General features: G+C 61.6%; 16 protein-coding genes and 1 tRNA gene. 2 read left to right on the forward strand and 15 right to left on the reverse strand.

All coding sequences use genetic code 11. The features are described from left to right. Positions 1-249: 249 nt before the first annotated feature. Positions 250-322: transfer RNA gene (locus tag AACP59_RS05960), tRNA-Arg, on the reverse strand. 580 nt (positions 323-902) lie between these two features. Here AACP59_RS05960 and AACP59_RS05965 point away from each other — a divergent pair. Continuing rightward, positions 903-1,547 (forward strand): CYTH domain-containing protein, encoded by a 645-nt coding sequence (locus AACP59_RS05965; RefSeq protein ID WP_339350297.1) that lies wholly within the window; start codon positions 903-905, stop codon positions 1,545-1,547. 91 nt (positions 1,548-1,638) lie between these two features. On the opposite strand, the gene AACP59_RS05970 is transcribed toward AACP59_RS05965, so the two are convergent. From AACP59_RS05970 to AACP59_RS05980, 3 genes are all read right to left on the reverse strand, one after another. Then, positions 1,639-2,604, reverse strand: coding sequence for a tetratricopeptide repeat protein (locus AACP59_RS05970; RefSeq protein ID WP_297315964.1), 966 nt, complete (start codon positions 2,602-2,604; stop codon positions 1,639-1,641). Between the two features lie 100 nt (positions 2,605-2,704). Beyond that, positions 2,705-3,721 (reverse strand): DUF8094 domain-containing protein, encoded by a 1,017-nt coding sequence (locus AACP59_RS05975; RefSeq protein ID WP_339350424.1) that lies wholly within the window; start codon positions 3,719-3,721, stop codon positions 2,705-2,707. Between the two features lie 8 nt (positions 3,722-3,729). Further along, entirely contained in the window at positions 3,730-5,133 is a 1,404-nt protein-coding gene (locus AACP59_RS05980) for a hypothetical protein (RefSeq protein WP_339350299.1), read from the reverse strand. A 95-nt stretch (positions 5,134-5,228) separates the two neighbouring features. Here AACP59_RS05980 and AACP59_RS05985 point away from each other — a divergent pair, with 95 nt between their 5' ends. Further along, positions 5,229-6,176 carry an FKBP-type peptidyl-prolyl cis-trans isomerase gene (locus tag AACP59_RS05985; protein WP_339350301.1) on the forward strand — a complete coding sequence of 316 codons (948 nt, stop codon included), beginning with the start codon at positions 5,229-5,231 and terminating at the stop codon, positions 6,174-6,176. Positions 6,177-6,275: 99 nt separating this feature from the next. On the opposite strand, the gene AACP59_RS05990 is transcribed toward AACP59_RS05985, so the two are convergent. From AACP59_RS05990 to AACP59_RS06040, 11 genes are all read right to left on the reverse strand, one after another. After that, positions 6,276-7,178 (reverse strand): cysteine ABC transporter substrate-binding protein, encoded by a 903-nt coding sequence (locus tag AACP59_RS05990; RefSeq protein ID WP_297315967.1) that lies wholly within the window; start codon positions 7,176-7,178, stop codon positions 6,276-6,278. 76 nt (positions 7,179-7,254) lie between these two features. Next, entirely contained in the window at positions 7,255-8,160 is a 906-nt protein-coding gene (locus AACP59_RS05995; RefSeq protein ID WP_297316040.1) for an amino acid ABC transporter ATP-binding protein, read from the reverse strand. A gap of 73 nt (positions 8,161-8,233) precedes the next feature. After that, positions 8,234-8,908, reverse strand: coding sequence for an amino acid ABC transporter permease (locus AACP59_RS06000; protein ID WP_297315968.1), 675 nt, complete (start codon positions 8,906-8,908; stop codon positions 8,234-8,236). Next, the gene (locus AACP59_RS06005) at positions 8,895-9,548 is read right to left on the reverse strand and encodes an amino acid ABC transporter permease (protein WP_297315969.1); all 654 of its coding nucleotides are present in this window, start codon (positions 9,546-9,548) and stop codon (positions 8,895-8,897) included. The genes AACP59_RS06000 and AACP59_RS06005 overlap by 14 nt, the downstream gene beginning before the upstream one ends. Before the next feature lie 395 nt (positions 9,549-9,943). Then, a complete protein-coding gene (gene nrdH, locus AACP59_RS06010) occupies positions 9,944-10,186 on the reverse strand; it encodes a glutaredoxin-like protein NrdH (RefSeq protein WP_297315970.1) in 243 nt (80 codons plus the stop codon). Between the two features lie 262 nt (positions 10,187-10,448). Further along, positions 10,449-11,258, reverse strand: a complete 810-nt coding sequence (nucS, locus tag AACP59_RS06015; protein ID WP_339350303.1) for an endonuclease NucS — start codon at positions 11,256-11,258, stop codon at positions 10,449-10,451. Positions 11,259-11,512: 254 nt separating this feature from the next. After that, positions 11,513-11,809 carry a F0F1 ATP synthase subunit epsilon gene (locus AACP59_RS06020; protein WP_297315972.1) on the reverse strand — a complete coding sequence of 99 codons (297 nt, stop codon included), beginning with the start codon at positions 11,807-11,809 and terminating at the stop codon, positions 11,513-11,515. Further along, positions 11,809-13,296, reverse strand: a complete 1,488-nt coding sequence (gene atpD / locus AACP59_RS06025; protein WP_339350305.1) for a F0F1 ATP synthase subunit beta — start codon at positions 13,294-13,296, stop codon at positions 11,809-11,811. The genes AACP59_RS06020 and atpD overlap by 1 nt, the downstream gene beginning before the upstream one ends. Positions 13,297-13,304: 8 nt before the next feature. Beyond that, positions 13,305-14,261 carry a F0F1 ATP synthase subunit gamma gene (locus AACP59_RS06030; protein ID WP_297315974.1) on the reverse strand — a complete coding sequence of 319 codons (957 nt, stop codon included), beginning with the start codon at positions 14,259-14,261 and terminating at the stop codon, positions 13,305-13,307. Positions 14,262-14,264: 3 nt separating this feature from the next. Next, positions 14,265-15,923, reverse strand: a complete 1,659-nt coding sequence (gene atpA, locus AACP59_RS06035; RefSeq protein ID WP_297315975.1) for a F0F1 ATP synthase subunit alpha — start codon at positions 15,921-15,923, stop codon at positions 14,265-14,267. Positions 15,924-15,974: 51 nt separating this feature from the next. Then, positions 15,975-16,802 (reverse strand): F0F1 ATP synthase subunit delta, encoded by an 828-nt coding sequence (locus AACP59_RS06040; protein ID WP_297315976.1) that lies wholly within the window; start codon positions 16,800-16,802, stop codon positions 15,975-15,977. Positions 16,803-16,849: the final 47 nt, after the last annotated feature.

The raw sequence follows: 16,849 nt of genomic DNA on the forward strand, positions 1-16,849 counted from the left end.
GGTCCGGTGTCAGGACGGGATGCCACCTTGCACTGTCCGCACCTGCCGAAATATCCATCTCCCACTATCCCACCAGACCCCGTGACAGGTGGGTGCAAACGGGGCTGAATTCCTCGAGAGCGTAGCAAATGCAAGTCCTTTGTGTGAAAGCTCACATCAGATTCCACCGACTTGATATCGTCTTATCGTGGACGAGGGCTGAGGGACAATCACGGAAGATGAACGATGCCATGCACGTGATGGATGGAGTGGGCTCGAAGGGATTCGAACCCTCGACCTTCTGTTCCGGAGACAGACGCTCTATCCGCTGAGCTACGAACCCGACATGACCGTCCGAAGACGGGCAACAGGGACCATCTTAGGACACTTTGCCGAAAAATGCATCCGAAGCGGACCCTGGTGTCGCAGGAGATGGCCCTCCTTGCGGTGTGTCAGCACAGGAAAATACAGATTTGCGTTTACGGTGAAGGCAAGACTTCACGGAGTCGTATTGGTTGCGCCATTGCATCCGTCCACGGCTCCGCGAAGCCGCCAACAAACCCCGATTTTCTTCTCTCGGGCTGATTCTCACTGTAGTGTGTCCCTCCCCTGACCACAAGCGGCCTTCACATTCGGCAATCCACCCGGTAATTCCTTAGATCGGCCTGCCAACCATGCCGAGAAGCTTGGAATACCAAGGAATTGGGCATGGGTGCATTTCCAGATGATTCAATGAACAATCGACTGGAATATCAGCGTACGAATCGACCGACTCCAGGCAAGACCGAGGCAGTCGCCTCGAACTCCCAGGCCCGGATCGATACTCCGGTATCCCGCGCAAGACCGGTCCTCAACCATTTCCGGTCGGACCGGGACGGGGCATGGCATAGCCGGGTCCCATCACGTACCATGGAGGAATGCCGTTGGATGAGGAACACAAGGATTTCGAATTCGAGCGCCGTTTCTTTTGCAGACGACTGCCTGAAAAGTTGACAAGGGAGGAAACTCCCACCCTGATTGTGCAGAGCTATTACGTGCACGAAGACAACTATGCCCTCCGAATACGCCTTCAGGCCAATGACTACGGGCTGCCCATGAGCGCCCACACCGATGCCCTGCACACCCTCCTGGAGAGCGGCGACCGTTTCACCGCGGCTTCGATGACGGCCAAGGGTCCATCCGTGGGCGGCACCAGGTATGAGGCTGAACGCGCCATCGACGTCGGCATAGCCCAGGAGCTCGTGTTGAGGGGCGGATCCCCCATAGTCAAGAACCGTTATGGTATCTGGCTGGACGAGGACTGGTGGAACCTGGATGCTTTCGGCGACAAGAACGCACCGTTGATTGTTGCCGAGGTGGAGCGGAGCGGGCCGGTGACCGACCTGACCATCCCGGACTTCTGTCTGACGGAAATCACCGATGACGCTCGATTCTCCAATGACGGTCTGGCCGACAGACCCTTCAGCCACTGGAAGGATACCTTCGACCAGGAGCTTGCCGAGCATGGACCGCACTTCCTGACCAATTTCGGATACAACAGGACCGAAAGGCCTGAAGATGGTCACTAGACGGTACCGGGGCCACCGCTCGGATGGCCACCCACCCCATGCGTGTAACCACGGCAGTCCTGCAGAAATCTTCCTGAACAGCTACAATACGTCAGTACATCATCGTGGACAGCCGCCGACGGGCGTTGACCAGGCGCGGGTCCGCAGGCTCGGGAATCGAGAAATACTCCAGGAGCCGCTGACGGACCGGCTCCATCTGGTCACGATGCCCGCCGAGAAAATCCAGCAGACGGTCAAAGGCATCCTGAATCTGCCCCCCCAGCATGTCCACATCGGCCACCGCCAGCTGGGCGTCCAGGTCGTCAGGGGCATCGGCCGCGGCCTGCCGCACCTGGCGGACATCGGCACTGGCCGAACGGCTCATGAGGAGGGCCTTGGCATGTTCACGCCGGGCCAGGTCATCACCTGGGTCGGCCTCCATCACCTTGGCATAGGCCTGAGCAGCCCCGGCATAATCGCCCTCCCGGGCAAGTCGGTCGGCCTCCTGATGGGACGGGGGTACAGTCTGGGCCTGGGCATCCTGATCATCGGTGGATGACCCATCCTGACCGGTTTCCTGATAGGGGGCGGTGCCGGTGATGCCGGCCTTCTGAGCCATCTGGATGACCTGGGGAATGAGCTGATCGGTGATCTGCGTCAACTCCTCGTCCGTGGGCAATCCCTCCAGGATGGGCATGGGTCGCCCAGCCAGGAGGGCGAAGAGGGCCGGGGCCCCCTGAACCTGGAAGGTCTGGGCAATCTGCGGATTGGAGGCGATGTCGATCCGGGAAAGCTGAATCTTCCCCTCCTGGGCGTTGACCGCCTGGCCGAGCTTGGTCGCCAGGGGGAAGAGCCTGTCGTCAGTGGGTACCCAAAGCAGGAGAAGAATGGGGAAGGTGGTCGAGGTCTGCACCATGGCCTGGAAGCCGGCCTCGGTGGTGTCGATCACATACCCGCCGGCCGCCGGCGCCCCTCCGGCCTGACCCGGTTCGGCATCCACCTGGTGCTTGAGGGCACCCAGATCGACCGCCCCCGCCAGTGAAACACCGGGCTGACCCTGCTTGTCATTACTCGCCATGTTCATATCTCCTTGAGCCATTCGACCCCTACCCGTATGAAACCTCTTCCAGACAATCTAGTCGGTCCGGCGGTCTTTCACCCACCGCAATCTCGCCGGCTCAGACCGCCTCCACCTTGATGGGCTCTCGCTCGGCACCCACCGCCCGAATCTGATCCCGGGAGGTTGAGGAGGGCACATACAGGGCTATGACGTTGACGTAGGTGACCTTCATCGTGCTGGTTGCCTTCCCGTCGCCGAAGAGGGCCTTCTCAGCATCCGATGCCGGGGTGGACTCGCGCCCCTCCCCTGCGTGCCTGGTCCAGACCGAATTGATCTGGGCCACGACCAGATCTCCCCCCTCTGAGGAGTGCATGACCCGGATCTCACCATCCTGGGGGGAGAAGGTCTGGTCCTGGGACCCGCGGTTGGCCTCAATCCCCTTCTGGACAGCCTGGGTCAGGGTGTCCATGGAGGTACGGAAGTCATCCTGAGCGAAATCCTTGGCATACTGGCTGGAACCGGAATTCTGCAGGAGGTCGGCATACTGGCGGACCGCCTCGACCGGGGTGGCCTTGAGCCCCTCGTCGGTCGGGGAACCCATCTGGGCACCGATTGTGGCAACCGGGAACTTGGGCAGCTGGGCACCCTGGAAGAGCCGGGCCACCCCCCAGAGCTTGTAGTTCTCATGGGCCGACTCCTGGTTGAGGACCAAGAGACGCTTGGATTGCTGGTCCTCGGTGGTCGTGGTGATGGCAAAAACCGACCGGGGCCATCCCGGATCCCCGGGTATGACGGTCTGGGCGATGGATGTGGGGATGATGGTCTTGGGATTCAGGCTGCCTGTCGCCTTGGCGATCTGCAGCTCGCTGGTCCTGATCTGCAACTGGGGTCCGGAGACCCGTTCATCCAGGCCTGCAGGATCCTTGGACTCGTTGGCCTTGTCGAGGACCTGACCAATCTCCTTGCGGATCGCCGCCTCCTGCCTGGTCGTCAGATTGGGGGTGCGGGTGGCGGTGCCCGAAGACGGGGTCCCGGACTTCTGGACCTGGGGTACCTGGCCCTGGCAGGCCGCCAAGGAACACAGAAGCCCCAGGGATATGACCACCACCAGTGGCCTGGTTACGAATCGATGCATCCTGCTCATCACTGCTCATCACCATCCTGCGCGAGATCGCCCTCATTGGCCAGTCTGGCCAGGTAGGATTCCATCTCCTCCTTGGAGATGACCGTGGTCTGCGAATCATCATCCACATCCAGGTCACCGGCAGCCGACCCGCCCGATTCTGCTGTCTCCACCGGACCTGCATCCGCATTCCAGGGCAGGTCGGTCGCTTCGGAACCGGCAGGGCTGACATTGTCGGAACCAGTATGGTTGGCATTGGCCATGCCACGGGCGGCGGCATAGGTCAAGGCACCCGGTCTGGGGACAACCACGGGCGATGTCTGCCTGCCGGCCCTCTGCTGGTTGCCGACGGACGCATCCCGCCCCTCTGCACGATCCGATTCCCAGGTGCCATGGTTGTCACTCCGGCCCTGGGCGGCGTCACGATTCGGACCGGACCTGGCCACCTCATGATCGGCCACCATGTTCCTGACCTGGGGATCGATCACCTTGGGCTCCTGCCCACCGACAAAGCCTTCTGTCCCGGTTGAAGATCCGGTTGATTCCGCCGAAGCCTCGACAGGGGCATCCCGGTCGTGGCGGCGATGCCTGCCCGCACCCCTCTTCCTTCTGCCCAAACCGGGTGCCACCACACTGCCCAAGGCCTGGGCCACACTCACCTCGGGCTCGAGCTCCTCCGCCTGCTCAACCTGCTTCTTGCGCCGCTTGGCGGGGTCCATGGCAAAGACCGTGGCGGAAAGGACCGTCAGAACGGCCAGGAGACCGCCACCAAAGTAGAAGGGGATGGCAAAGTCAGGCAGATTGCTACGCTCCCATAAGAGCTGCAGGTTCACGCCGGTCTTGGCGGCGGAGGTCTTTGACTCCTTCTGGTCGGGCCGGGTGTCGACCAGGACAACCAGATCGGGCCTGTCGACCTTGACCCTCATCCTGGCCGAGGAGTCACCACATTCGACCTGACGCCACATATCCGAATCCTTGAAGGGAACAGCCTTGGCCCCGTCCTTCACCTGTTCGCCCGAGACCTTACCCCGCGAGACATCGAGGGTCTCCCAATCATCGAGGCCCTTGATCCGGGTCACGTCCTGCCCGGCCGTCCAGCCGGCCGCATCCTGAGCCGTGGTCAGGGCCATACAGACCTGTGACCTCCCGGCCCCGGCCTTGAGGGGGGTTGCCTCAACACTGACCCGCTTGTCTACCAAGGGGAGCACTCCCGGATCGGTCACCACATACCGCGTATTGGCCCTGCCGCGCGCATCGACATGGGGGGAGGGCTTCCATACCGTGGCGTTCATGATGCCCAGAACGATGCAGGTCACAGCCAACAGCCCGAAGATCGGCGTGACCACACCACGCATGATCGTGCTACGGCGTGACGGCTTGCCAGGCCGGGGTTCACGTTCGGTTCCTTCAGTTTCTTGCTCCATAACATCGACATTCTACAGTGATGGACTTATAATCGGCTCGTTATGAGGGGCAAAATCTCCGTTACGCCCTAGACTTGGGGCTTATGACCACATTCATGAAGAAACGCACTACCGTTCGACAGTTCGCCTGCGTCATGTCCGCTCTGGTCCTCTGCGCCGGGCTCGCTTCCTGTTCGTCAGGCTCCGATACCCCCAAATCCGCCGCTGACACGATGAGCGGGGTTTCGGCGAAGGGGAAGCCGGGGTCCAAGCCCAAGATCAGCTTTGACACCCCCCTCAAGGTCAAGAACCAGTCCCACCAGGTCATCCAGGAGGGTGATGGGGACGTGATCGAGGACGGCGACAGGGTGTGCACACAGAGCGTGGCCCTCGACAACACGACCGGCAAGGAAATCAACTCCACCTGGGACAAGGGCAAGCCGGATTGCTCCATCGTCATCAGCAAGTCCTCCATCCCTGCGTATTACGACACCTTCCTCGGCCAGAAGGTCAATACCACGATCGCCATCGGCATCAATGACCAGGAGGCCGGCAACGCCCAGCAGGGCAGCAAGAAGGGCAGCCAGAATTCAAGCTACATCATGGCCCTCACCTTCGTTTCCAAGTCCAGGGACCTCACCCGGGCCGAGGGTGACGAGGTCAAGGACATTCCGTCCGACCTGCCCAAGATCAGCCTTGACGACAAGGGCAAGCCTTCCGTGGACCTGAACAAGTACAAGCCGAACGGCAAGCTGGTCTCCCAGACCCTGATCAAGGGCAAGGGTGCCAAGGTCGGCGAACACCAGACGGTCAGTGCCAACTACACGGGTTGGCTGGCCAGCAACGGCAAGCAGTTCGATTCATCCTGGGACAAGGGGAAGGCCGCCGACTTCAGCCTGGATCAGGTCGTCAAGGGCTGGCAGCAGGGTCTGGCCGGACAGACCGTCGGCTCCCAGGTGCTCCTGATCGTGCCCCCTGATCTGGGGTATGGCAATCAGGAGAAGTCGGGCATCCCCGCCAACTCCACCCTGATCTTCGTGGTCGATATCCTGGCCGCCTACTGACGGGTCTGCCGGTTTCCGGCATCAGACAAGGCCGGAGGCCCCACCCTTCGACATGCGGGGTGGGACCTCCGGTCCGGGTCATAACCGCTTAACCGCGGTTCAGTCCGCGCCCCCTTCGATGACGATGTCATCGGGGTTCGCGGCATCGCCATAGACCGGGGCCAGGGTCTTCTCGTAATCCTTGTGGAAGAACTGATCCTTGCCCAGCTTGACGATCTCCTCGTTGATGTAATCGAGGAGGGCCTTGTTGCCCTTCTGGACGGCCGGGGCGATGGTGGCCTCATCACCCAGCTTGGTGATGCCCACCGTAAAGCCCTTGTTGGCCTTGGCCCAGGCCAGGACCTCGGTGTTGTCGGTACTCAGCGCATCCCCGCGGTGGTCCTGCAGGGCGCTGTAGGCATCGGCGTACTGGTCGTACTTCTGGAGCTTCACCTTGGGGTAGTTCTTCTCGAAGAAAGGCTCGGCGGTCGTCCCCTTGGCGATGATCAGGTTCTTCCCCTCCAAGTCCTTGACATCCCTGATGGGTGCGGACTCAGGCGAGACCACACCCAGGAAGACCTTCATGTAGGGTTTGGCGAAGTCCACCTTCCGGGCCCGCTCGTCGGTGACCGTGAAATTGGCCAGGGTCACATCCACCTTGTTGCTGGACAGGACATCCACGCGGGCCGCCGGGTCCACCGAGGTGTACTCGGGTTCGACACCCAGATCCTTGGCCAGACGCTCGGCCAGGACCACGTCGTACCCCTGGTACTTGCCATCCTTGTCCACATATCCGAAAGGCGCCTTGTCGGAGAAGACGGCAACCTTGAGCTTGCCCGACTTCTTGATGGCATCCAGGGAGCGGGCCGACTGGGAGGTTCCCGTCGACCTGCCCTCGCTCCCCCTGTCGTCGCCGGGCGTGGATGCGGACGGACCGCAGGCCGCGACCGAGGCCATCATTACGATCGAGGCCCCGACCGCCACCGTCGCCCGAACCAATCGGCTCAACACTTTTGCCGCCATAGTCCCTCTTTTCCTTGTTTTCCCTATTGGTTGTCCGCCCTCATGGACGGCTCCCGGGGTTGGTCCCCGGAAAAATCTATACATTTCCCTGACCCGCCTGATGGGCCTGTTCCCCGACCCCGTCTCCACGCCTGCGCTCGTAGGTGAAGGTGGAGAGGAACTGCCGGGCCCGCTCCGTGGCAGGGTCGGTGAAGAAGCGCTCGGGATCGTCGGATTCCTCGACAAGGCTCCCCCTGTCCAGGAGGACGATATGATCGGCGATCCCCCTGGCGAAGGCCATCTCATGGGTGACGATCATCATGGTCAACCCCTGGTCGGCCAGCTCAAGAATGACCTGGAGGACCTCACGGACCATCTCGGGATCCAGGGCAGCGGTCACCTCGTCGAAGAGCATGATCTCCGGGTGGAGGATCAGGGCACGGCAGATGGCCACACGCTGTCGCTGGCCTCCCGAAAGCTCGTTGGGCCAGGCATCCTTCCGGTCCGCGAGCCCCACCCGGTCCAGGAGCTCCAGGGCCTCCTTCCGGGCCTCGTCCCTGGACCGCTTCTGGACCAGGACCGGGGCCATGGTCACGTTGTCCAGGACGGTCTTGTTGGGAAAGAGGTCATAGCTCTGGAAGACCATGCCGATCCGGGTACGCAGGTCGGTGCTGCGGGTGCCGGAGACGCGGTTCCCCCTGGGTGCCCTGACCCCCTTGGAGGCATCGCCGGACTCAACGGTCCGCCCATCCAGGAGGATCCTGCCGCCCTGGATCGGCTCCAGGCCGGCAATGGTCCGCAACAGGGTGGACTTGCCCGAGCCGGAGGGGCCCAGGACCACGAAGACCTTCCCCTTGGGGATCCGGAAGGATATGTCGTTCAGGACCGGGACATCTGCACCGGGGTACTGCTTGACCAGGTGTTCCACCTCCAGCACGGACCTCTGCCCGACCCCGGTCCGCCCCTCCGGGTCGGTGGTTCCGGATGATCGCAATGGTTCCATCGACCGGGCCGACCCTGTCGGGCCCAGGGTCCCGGCCGATTCCCGCCCGGCTTCCAGCCGGTTTTCCTGCCCATCAGTCATGGGCCCACCTCTTTTCCAGATGCCGCGCCACCAGGGAGAGGGGCCAGCAGATGAAGAAATACATGAAGAAGATCACCCCATATATCCACAGGGTGGCCTGGGGGTATAGGAACCTGTTCGCATCGATGATCTGCTGCCCGACCTTGATCACCTCGATGACGCCCAGGAGGGCCGCCAGGGAGGTCGTCTTGACGATGCGGGTGGCCAGGTTGACGCTGGCCGGGAGCATCCGCCGGAAGGCCTGGGGCAGGATGATCCGCCGGAAGGTCTGCCAGGAATCGAGACCCAGCACGTAGGCCGACTCGTACTGGCTGCGGGGGATGGACTCCAGTGCCCCCCGGACCAGGTCGCCCAGCTCGGCCCCTCCCCAGAGGACAAAGACCAGGACACAGGCCCCGGTGGCGTCCAGATTCCAATCGAAGGCCCGGGCGAAGCCATAGAAAGCGATGAACAGGAGGGCCAGCTGGGGCATGATCCGGATGAAGTCCAGGTAGACCCTCATGACCGCACGCACCAGCCCATTGCGGATGGTCATCAGCCAACCGACCAGGAGACCGACCGGAATCGAGAGGATGACCGAGATGCCCGCTATCCACACGGTCACCCAGAGACCCGAGAAGAGGCGTGGGAAGACACCGGGCTGAAGGAGGATCTCAACGCCGTGCATAGTCGAACCTCCGTTCCAGGACGGTACCGATAACCGATATGGGCAGGAGGATGATCAGATAGGTGATGATCAGCAGGGCCAGTGACTCATAGGTGTCGTAGGAAATCCCCATCAGGTCCTTGGTCACGTACATGACATCGGCCAGGGCGATGGCCGAGACCACCGAGGACTCCTTGACCAGGAAGATCACATTGGCCACCACCCCGGGAATGGCGCTGCTCAGGGCCTGGGGAAGGATGATGTGGGTCAGGGTCTGCCGGGGTGAGAACCCCAGGACCCTGGCCGACTCCCGCTGGATCCTGGGCACGGCTTCGAGCCCGCCCCTCATGGCCTCGGCCATGTAGGAGCCCCCCAGAAAGGCCAGACCGACGACGGCACAGGTCTGGGCACTCCAACTGATCCCCAGCTTGGGCAGCCCGAAGTAGAGGAAATAGAGCTGAACCAGGAGGGGTGTATTGCGGGAGAGCTCGATGTAACCCCTGGTTACCGGGCTGAGGATGGGGACGTGTGAGACCTCCAGGGCGGCGCAGACCACGCCGATCAGGATGGCGAAGACCACGCCGAAGAAGGAGATGAAGACGGTAACGTAGGCGGCGTTGACAAAGAAGTGCGCGTTCTGTGCCATAAAGGACCAGTTCATACCCCTACCTCCCCTCCGGTCGTCCCGACCCCCGCCGGAACCTGCCCGACGACGGCCGCCTCTCTCGTGTTCGATGAACTCATGACGTTCTTCCTGGTTTCATTGCTTGGTGCCGATCTGTACGGAATACTGCCGGGACACCTTGCCCACAACCAGTCCCGGCTACCTGCACGAGCCCCCGTTTTCTGCCTTATTCCAATACAGGCCCCGGCACTCTGGTGCCCATCCTAGGGGAAAACAGATTCCCCGTGCGCTTCTGGTTATATGAAAATCGAATATCCTGTTATCCGGACGACCGCCGACCATGGCCTGGCGTTGATGGATGGAGAAAAGAACGGGTATACAAAAGGGCCCGGTTCATCTTTCATGAACCGGGCCCTTCCTCGTCCTGATGATCAGGCGTAGACCTTGGCTGCCGCCGCTACCTTCTTGATCATGTCTGGACGATACCCGCTCCATGCATACTCATCGGTAACCACGATCGGGGTCTGCTTGAAGCCCTGGGCGATGAACTGGTCAACCAGCTCCTGATTCGCGGTCAGATCCACCTGGTCGAAGTCCAAGCCCTGCTTGGTCAACTGACGCTTGGTGGCATCACACTGCGGACAGTGCGTCTTGGTATAGACCGTAATCGACATAATCGCCTTCTCCGTTGTGTTAAGGTTCGAAATCCTCCGGTACTCGGAGAGTCGGCCAGGATACCCTTCCCGCGAAATCCCGACCGGCCCTGAACCGGACCTGTTGATTGAACACTACACACGTCGAGATGAAAGTACAACACCATCAGTAGTGGCGTGTCACCGAGCCAATCCCTATATCTAGTGGTATCAAGCCATTTCGAGGGCAGAAACTACATAAGTGTGACATCCATCTCATCCCCTCGGGGGGCCTCGGTCACTGTCAGAAGAGGGTCAACTCGTCGCTCTCCACACCCTTCATCTCCTCGTAGTCCAATATCAGGCACTCGAACCCACGATCCTCGGCCAGGGTGCGGGCCTGGGGGGTTATGGACTGAGCCGCGAACATCCCCCGAACCGGAGCCAGGAGGGGGTCACGGTTCAGGAGTTTGCAGTAACGGGTGAGCTGTTCCACTCCGTCGATGCCGCCGTGCCTCTTGATTTCGATGGCCACATGCCTGCCCTCACCATCGACGGCCATGATGTCGACAGGGCCGATCGGGGTGGGGTATTCCCGCCTGACCAGCTTGGCCCCCTCACCGATCCGCTCGATCTGCTGGGCCAGGCAGAGCTGCAGGTGGGCCTCCACCCCGTCCTTGACCAGACCCGGATCGGTACCCAGATCGAAAGTCTGGTCCGAATAGACCCGATAGAGCCGAATGGTCAGGACATCGCTGGACTTGGTGGCCGACACCCTGAGCACCTTGCAAACCGAACCGGCCGGGTCTTCTTCCTGTTCCTCGGCGATCAGGTCTTCGGGGGCGGCCGACTCGGCGTGGCCCTCATCCATGTTCCCCAGGTCGGCCTGCCCGTCCAGGGCATCGGCGGTGCCGTCGCTGCCGGAATCTTCGGGGACGATTTCACGAATCGTGCAGGGGGCGCTCATCCAGTTCAGCGGCTTGTAGGACCCGAGTTCGGAGAAAATCAGACAACTCAGGTCGGCCTTGATCAGGATCACCCGCCTGGCAGGACCCAGGGAGGCGTTGAGACGTCCGGAGTATTCGGCCGAGCAGTCGGCAACAATGATTCGCACGTGTGCCAATATATCAGCATGTCCGCATCTGGCCACCCCGACCGCATTGGCGCATGCCCTCAATCCGTCACAGTCCAATGTCTGACGTCGATAGACCTGATAGGGGCCGTGGCAGGACCGGCACAGGGGCGGCACAATACGCGATGAGGGCCCGCGCCCCGCAAGGGGGCAGACCCTCATCAAATCACAGCGGACAGGTCAACCCGTCCATGGGACCGTCTGCATGGGTCCGACACTGACAGGCTGACGAACAGTCAGCCCTGATTCCCGTCCTGACCGTCGCCCAAGTAGTGGACGACGGCCACGGTCAGCTTGTTGGTATCAAAGGAGGCGAAGCCATTGTCCACGTGGAAGCTCTGCTTTCCTCCGTCCAAGGCCTGAACCGAGACATCACCCTCCTTGAGGAGGGCCAGGACCGGCTCATGGTCGGGCATGATGCCCATGGACCCCATCGTGGCGGGCACGGTGACCGAACGGGCCTGGCCGGACCAGACGGGCTTGGCGGCCGAGACGATGGTGACCTGCATCGAGGTCTTTGCGGTTCCTGCCATTATGCCTGGTATTCCTTCTGCATGTCGTGCCACTTCTTCTCCAGGTCATCGATACCGCCGATACCGGAGAAGGCCTGCTCGGGCACGTCGTCATAGGCGCCGTCGCAGATGCGGGTGAAGGCCTCGATGGTCTCGTCCGCTGGCACATAGGAACCCTTGCGGCCGGTGAACTTCTCGGCCACGTAGAAGTTCTGGCCGAGGAACTGCTCAATCTTGCGGGCTCGGTTTACGGTGGTCTTGTCCTCCTCGCCCAGCTCGTCGATGCCGATCAGGGCGATGATGTCCTGGAGCTCCTTGTTCCGCTGCAGGATGGCCTTGACCCGGTTGGCGCAGTCGTAGTGTGCCTGACCAACGTAGCGGGGATCAAGGATCCTGGAGGTCGAGGCCAGCGGGTCCACGGCCGGGTAGATGCCCTTGGAGGCGATGTCACGGCTGAGCTCGGTGGTGGCGTCCAAGTGGGCGAAGGTGGTGGCGGGGGCCGGGTCGGTGTAATCATCCGCAGGCACATAGATGGCCTGGAGTGATGTGATCGAGTGGCCGCGGGTGGAGGTGATGCGCTCCTGGAGGGCACCCATCTCATCCGCCAGATTGGGCTGATAGCCTACGGCCGAGGGCATACGGCCCAGCAGGGTCGAGACCTCGGAACCGGCCTGCGTGAACCTGAAGATGTTGTCGATGAAGAGCAGCACATCCTGGTTCTCCACGTCACGGAAGTACTCCGACATGGTCAGGGCGGTCAGGGGAACACGCAGACGTGTCCCCGGGGGCTCGTCCATCTGTCCGAAGACCAGTGCGGTCTTCTCCAGAACGCCGGCATCCTCCATCTCACCGATCAGGTCGTTCCCCTCACGGGTTCTTTCGCCGACACCGGCAAAGACGGAGACACCGCCGTGGTTCTGGGCCACGCGCTGGATCATTTCCTGGATCAGCACGGTCTTGCCGACACCGGCACCGCCGAAGAGGCCTATCTTGCCACCCTCGACGTAGGGTGTCAGAAGGTCGATGACCTTGATGCCCGTTTCGAACATCTGGGTCTTGGACTCCAGCTGATCAAACGCGGGAGGGTTGCGATGGATGGGCCAGCGTTCCTTGACCTCGATCTGCTCCCCCTCTTTCTTGTTGAGAATGTTTCCGGCCACGTCGAATACGTGCCCCTTGGTCACATCCCCCACGGGCACCTCGATGGGACCTCCCGTATCCGTGACCGTGGCACCGCGGACCAAACCATCCGTGGGCTTCAGGGCCACCGTACGCACGGTGGAATCACCCAGGTGCTGCTCGACCTCCAGCATGATCGTGGTCAGGGACTCCCCCTCCGTATCGGAGGACTTGTTCAGGTCCACGGTCAGGGCGTTGTAGATGTCCGGCAGATGACCCGCGGGGAATTCGATGTCGATGACCGAACCCTGAACGCGGGTGACCCGACCCTTGGAGGCCGAATCCTGCCTGTGGCTCGCTGTGGTCGTCTCTGCTTGCTTTGCAACCATTGGCGTTCCTACTCTTCCTCTTTGTTGAGCGCATCGGCACTGCCGACGATCTCGGTAAGTTCCTGTGTAATCGATGCCTGGCGGGAGGCATTGAGCTTCCTGGTCAGATCGTCGATCAGGCTTCTGGCGTTGTCCGTCGCAGTGTGCATGGCATTCTGTCTGCTGGCCGTCTCCGATGCGGCCGAGGTGAGCAGACACTCATGGATACGTGATTGGATGTACTTGGGCAGCACCGCGTCCAGCACCTTCTGGGGGCTGGGTTCGAAGTCGTACAGGGCGGCATAGTGGGAATCGGGCTCACCGCCGGTGTCCTGCTCTCCGGGAACGGGGGAATCCACGGCCTGCTCCGGACCCTCCTCATCGTTTCGAACCAGTTCCAAGGGCAGCATTCTCAGGACACGGACCTTTTGGACCACCATGTTGATGAACTCGGTGAAAACAATGTAGAGCTCGGCAACCCCGCCCTTTTCGGCCGGGGTCATGTAGGTCTCCAAAAGTGCGTCCGATATTTCCCTGGCCACCTCCACGCCCGGGCGGTCGCTTTCACCCTCCCAGGTTCTGGCGATGTCCCTGTTGCGGTACTTGTAATAGGAGATGCCTCGGCGTCCATAGACGAAGAGCTCAGGCTTACGCCCCTGCTGGTCCAGACGTTCCAGAAGGGACTCGGTCTCCCTGATCACCGATGAGGTGTAGGCCCCGGCCATGCCACGATCGGCGGTCAGGGCCAGGACCGCCACCCGTGGGTTCTTCTCGTTCTTACGAACGATGGGGTGGCGGATGTCATCGGTATGGGCCACCAGGGCCTGGACCGCGTCGAAGATCGCATCGGAGTAAGGCTTCGCGTCCATGGCCACGGTACGGGCCTTGGCGATATGCGAGGAGGCTATCATCTCCTGGGCGTTGAAGATCTTCTCCAAGGCCGATGTGGAGGCGATCCTTGACTTGAATGCGAGTTGTGAGGCCATCGTCTACCGCTTCCCGGCCTTTGCGTTCTTGCCCCCGTCGGCGACCAGTCTCTCCTGCTGGACCGTGACGGGCTTCTCCTCCTGCTGGTCGGCCTGACGGCCATCCAGGGTCTGCCCCTTGTGGGTCACGAAGGTCTTGGCGAAATCATCGACGGCCTTTTCCAGGGCCTGTTCCGTCTCGTCGGTGAAGTCCTCGGTCTCTCTGATGGTCTTGAGGATATCCGTGTTGTGGTCCAGGTAGTCCAGAAGTCCCGACTCGAAGGGAAGCACATCCTCCAGATCCAGATCATCCAGCTTGCCGTGCGTGCCGATCCAGACCGAGACCACCTGTTTCTCCATGGAGTAGGGGGTGAACTGCGGCTGTTTGAGCAGCTCGGTCAGCCTGGCACCACGGGTGAGCTGGGCCTTGGATGCCGCATCCAGATCCGAGGCGAACATGGCGAAGGACTGGAGGGAACGGTACTGGGCCAAGGATATCTTCAGGGTCGAGGAAACCTTCTTCAGGGCCTTGGTCTGAGCGGCACCACCGACTCGGGAGACGGAGATGCCCACATCCACAGCGGGTCGCTGGTTGGCGTTGAAGAGGTCGGACTGGAGGAAGATCTGGCCATCCGTGATCGAGATCACATTGGTGGGAATGTAGGCCGAAACATCATTGGCCTTGGTCTCGATAATCGGCAGACCGGTCATGGAACCGCCCCCAAGATCATCGGAGAGCTTCGCACAGCGCTCCAGCAGACGCGAATGCAGGTAGAAGACATCCCCGGGATATGCCTCACGCCCCGGCGGACGACGCAGGAGGAGGGAAATCGACCTGTAGGCCTCGGCCTGCTTGCTCAGGTCATCGAAAACGATGAGGACGTGCTTGCCGCCGTACATCCAGTGCTGGCCGATGGCCGAACCCGTGTAGGGGGCAATGTATTTGAAACCGGCCGAGTCCGAGGCCGGGGAGGCCACGATGGTCGTGTACTCCATGGCTCCGGCCTCCTCCAGGGAGGAACGCACCGAAGCAATGGTGGTGCCTTTCTGACCGATGGCCACATAGATGCAACGGACCTGCTTCCTGGGGTCGCCGGACTCCCAGTTGCGCTTCTGGTTGATGATGGTGTCGATAGCGATGGCCGTCTTGCCGGTCTGCCTGTCACCGATGATCAACTGACGCTGCCCGCGCCCGATGGGGGTCATGGCATCGATGGCCTTGATACCGGTGGCCAGGGGCTCGTCAACGGGATGCCTGTGCATGACGTCGGGCGCCTGGGCCTCCAGAATCCTACGGCTCTCGCTTTTGATCTCACCCAATCCGTCGATGGGCTCACCCAGCGGGTTCACGGTACGTCCCAGGTAGCCGTCACCGACGGGTACCGAAAGCACCTCCCCCGTCCTGTGGACCTCCTGGCCCTCTTCGACACCTGCGAAGTCGCCCAGGATGACCACGCCGATCTCTCGGGCATCCAGGTTGAAAGCCAGGCCCAGGGTGCCGTCCTCGAAAGTCAGCAGCTCGTTGGCCATGCAACCCGGCAGTCCCTCCACGTGCGCGATGCCATCACCGGCCGTCCGGACGTGACCCACCTCCTGGGTGGGTGTGTCCGTCGGCTTGTAGGACTCGACGAACTGGTCGAGCGCCTTGCGCACCACAGCGGGATCAATGGTCATTTCTGCCATGATCACTCCTTATTTTCTTTCTTGTTCAAGTCTGTCATAGTCATTCCCGCCTCAGCCCGCCGTGGCCATCAGCCGTTGCAGATGCTTCAGCTGGGTCACCACCGTGCCATCCGCGGAAACCGACCCGTACTGGACCTTCATTCCACCGAGGACCGAAGGATCCACAACCGAGTTGATATGAACCGCCTTGCCCAGCTTCCGGCCGTAAACCGCCTGGATGTTGCTGGACTGCTCGTCGCTCATGGGAATCGCCGTGGTTACGGTGACCATGACCTGGTCCATATGCTCCGAGAACCTGTCCACCAGCCACATGACCGTATCGGGGAAACGCCGTCCACGCAGGTCCTCCGTGGCATTCAGGGCCAGCTGCTCGGTGACCGGATGCAAGTGCTGTCCATCCAGCAGGGACTTCAGCAGGTTGACCCTGGCCTGGGGCTTGCTGTACTCATCCGAAAGGTGGAAGAGCACCAGGGGCATACCCAGGAGGGCGGAGTGAATCTGGGCCAACTCGCCAGCCACCTGGTTGGTGATGCCCCGGGCGTCGGCGTAATAGGCCGTCGCATCCACGGACATATCCTCCGCAGCATTGGCGATGTGGGCGATTCTGCTCCACTGTAGGGCCGCCAGATCATGGAGGATATCCACGGTCAGTGGGTCGGCCCTGCCGCCAAGAATCAGGTCGATCACCTGCTGCTTGTCGTCGGCCGGACGGGAGGGGTCGGTCAGGGCCCGCTCCAATGTCTTGTTGGCATCCAGCAGATTGACGAAGGCGTAGAGCTCCGTGGCGACGCGGAGAGCATCCTTCCCCCTGCTCTTCAGCATGGGCGCGTACTTGTCGCGAATCTCCCTATCGGAGGCCAGTGAAGTCTCTCCTCGCATCTCACCTCCCTGTCCGCTTGGACGATGATCCCGCAGTCTGCCTGTCG

It is taken from the genome of Bifidobacterium indicum (assembly GCF_036987015.1).
GTDB classification, from domain to species: domain Bacteria; phylum Actinomycetota; class Actinomycetes; order Actinomycetales; family Bifidobacteriaceae; genus Bombiscardovia; species Bombiscardovia indica.

Excerpts from the sequence above, each read along its gene's own strand:
- AACP59_RS05970 (WP_297315964.1), bottom strand. The coding sequence starts at position 2,604 with ATGGCGAGTAATGACAAGCAGGGTCAGCCCGGTGTTTCACTGGCGGGG.
- AACP59_RS05975 (WP_339350424.1), bottom strand. The coding sequence starts at position 3,721 with ATGCATCGATTCGTAACCAGGCCACTGGTGGTGGTCATATCCCTGGGG.
- AACP59_RS05980 (WP_339350299.1), bottom strand. The coding sequence starts at position 5,133 with ATGGAGCAAGAAACTGAAGGAACCGAACGTGAACCCCGGCCTGGCAAG.
- AACP59_RS05985 (WP_339350301.1), top strand. The coding sequence starts at position 5,229 with ATGAAGAAACGCACTACCGTTCGACAGTTCGCCTGCGTCATGTCCGCT.
- AACP59_RS05990 (WP_297315967.1), bottom strand. The coding sequence starts at position 7,178 with ATGGCGGCAAAAGTGTTGAGCCGATTGGTTCGGGCGACGGTGGCGGTC.
- AACP59_RS05995 (WP_297316040.1), bottom strand. The coding sequence starts at position 8,160 with ATGGAACCATTGCGATCATCCGGAACCACCGACCCGGAGGGGCGGACC.
- AACP59_RS06000 (WP_297315968.1), bottom strand. The coding sequence starts at position 8,908 with ATGCACGGCGTTGAGATCCTCCTTCAGCCCGGTGTCTTCCCACGCCTC.
- AACP59_RS06005 (WP_297315969.1), bottom strand. The coding sequence starts at position 9,548 with ATGAACTGGTCCTTTATGGCACAGAACGCGCACTTCTTTGTCAACGCC.
- nrdH (WP_297315970.1), bottom strand. The coding sequence starts at position 10,186 with ATGTCGATTACGGTCTATACCAAGACGCACTGTCCGCAGTGTGATGCC.
- AACP59_RS06020 (WP_297315972.1), bottom strand. The coding sequence starts at position 11,809 with ATGGCAGGAACCGCAAAGACCTCGATGCAGGTCACCATCGTCTCGGCC.
- atpD (WP_339350305.1), bottom strand. The coding sequence starts at position 13,296 with ATGGTTGCAAAGCAAGCAGAGACGACCACAGCGAGCCACAGGCAGGAT.
- AACP59_RS06030 (WP_297315974.1), bottom strand. The coding sequence starts at position 14,261 with ATGGCCTCACAACTCGCATTCAAGTCAAGGATCGCCTCCACATCGGCC.
- atpA (WP_297315975.1), bottom strand. The coding sequence starts at position 15,923 with ATGGCAGAAATGACCATTGATCCCGCTGTGGTGCGCAAGGCGCTCGAC.
- AACP59_RS06040 (WP_297315976.1), bottom strand. The coding sequence starts at position 16,802 with ATGCGAGGAGAGACTTCACTGGCCTCCGATAGGGAGATTCGCGACAAG.